2 protein-coding genes are annotated in these 1,516 nt (G+C 61.3%); one reads left to right on the top strand and one right to left on the bottom strand.

What is annotated here, in order from left to right; translation table 11 throughout:
• Positions 1 to 611: 611 nt before the first annotated feature.
• A complete protein-coding gene (locus AC5RWX_RS33195) occupies positions 612 to 956 on the bottom strand; it encodes a hypothetical protein (protein ID WP_494100413.1) in 345 nt (114 codons plus the stop codon).
• A 227-nt stretch (positions 957 to 1,183) separates the two neighbouring features.
• Here AC5RWX_RS33195 and AC5RWX_RS33190 point away from each other — a divergent pair, with 227 nt between their 5' ends.
• Positions 1,184 to 1,402 (top strand): hypothetical protein, encoded by a 219-nt coding sequence (locus AC5RWX_RS33190; protein WP_494100412.1) that lies wholly within the window; start codon positions 1,184 to 1,186, stop codon positions 1,400 to 1,402.
• Positions 1,403 to 1,516 lie beyond the last annotated feature (114 nt).

Here is a 1,516-nt window from a genome sequence, read left to right as displayed (position 1 = left end):
TGACGTGTCCGAGCGGCCGAAGGTGCAACACTCGAAATGTTGTTTGGTGTAAAAGCCAACGTGGGTTCAAATCCCACCGTCACCGCCATAAAAAAGACCCCTGCTTCCTGTTTCACCAGGAAGCAGGGGTCTTTTGTTTCCCTAGATAGTTGCAGCGGCCCAACCACTCCCCGGCCTACGGCAAGACCCCCACTCCCGGCTTGGAAGCCCAACTGAAAATTTTCGGCTGCTCAGGCCTGGCTACCATGATCTGACCCGACAGAGCCGTGCGGCCCGATTGACGCGAAGGAAACCCAGGACCGCTCGATATCAAGGCCCGGTTCGAAACCGACGCCACGCGCGTTATGGTTCTGGACCATCCCGAACGCGGTGTCCTTCGACTCGCCGTCCTACGTGGGCCCGATCGGCTACGGCTTTGGTCCGGCCGGTGGGCAGGGGCATGAGCGAACGGATTGACCTGGTCGTTCAGCTGGGCCGCTGCGGCCTCGATAAGTTTCTGCGTCTTTGCGCTGACCCTGCCGGGCTAACTGAGGGCACGGGAGACAGTGGCAGGCACGGACAGGAAAGCCCCAACGGCGCCTGCCGCTGGGGCTTCCTTGCAGCTGGTTCCGCTAGAGCCGGTCCGTCTGGTCCTCGCCCTTGTGGCCCGTTCCGCGCAGGTTTTCCTGTACCTTCCCGAACAGATCCTTGATCGTGGATTCGGCGTTGGTAAGGACATCCACCGGCAGGTAGACCTCATGAGTGAGCGGCAGGTCGTATTCATCCTTCAAATGCGTGCCGTTCCCCACGCCCTCCAAGGACAGGTAAACCATCGCCTCGGTCCGGGCAATTCCGGAGATTTTGCCGAACACAACGGTGAACTCGTTCGGCTGGAAGCTGATGGTCTGGCCGACGTGGCTGCGGCCGAGTTCACCGGCGGGAACTGCCTTCTCTTGCTGGCTTCGGGTGTATTCCATAACTACTCCTCAAGGACGCCGACATCTACGCCTGCAGTCTAGTCTGGCCCCAATCGGCAGGTACACCTCACGGGCGACCTGGTGGCCGCTTTGGCGGGCTGCACAAAGACCCATCGATCAGCGTGGCCACTCCTCCATTGAGGTGTGCTGCAGCGACCGGTTTGATGAGTGGACCGGCACCAACGGCCGGATTCGTCAAACAACGAGCTCAATTCAAGGAAAGAAGCGTGACTTCGAAGGTGGACGTCGTGAAGGGCCCGGCCCGCTGGGAAGAAGTCCAGGTGGGCGAACCAGTGCAACTCAGCAGGAACGGCCGTCCCGTATACGCCGGGCTGGTGGATGACCGAACGGCGGACGGAGACGTGGTCTGGGTCAAAACGACTGTCGGCGGGCGCCGGCTCTTCCACATCTCCGACGGATACGACCTGCTGGTCACCGAGTCATGACGGCGAGTTGCCCCGACGAGTTCCACTCCTGCAGCGGACCGGAAACTGACTTGGGCGACGCACCGCGGGCTGCAAGACTGTGGTCGAGCCAAACAACCATCGGGAGCCTGCCAT

The organism is Arthrobacter sp. SPT-J7, assembly GCF_059089965.1.
The sequence above is the reverse complement of the archived record's forward strand: the minus strand, read 5'-3'. Positions and strand labels throughout refer to the sequence as shown.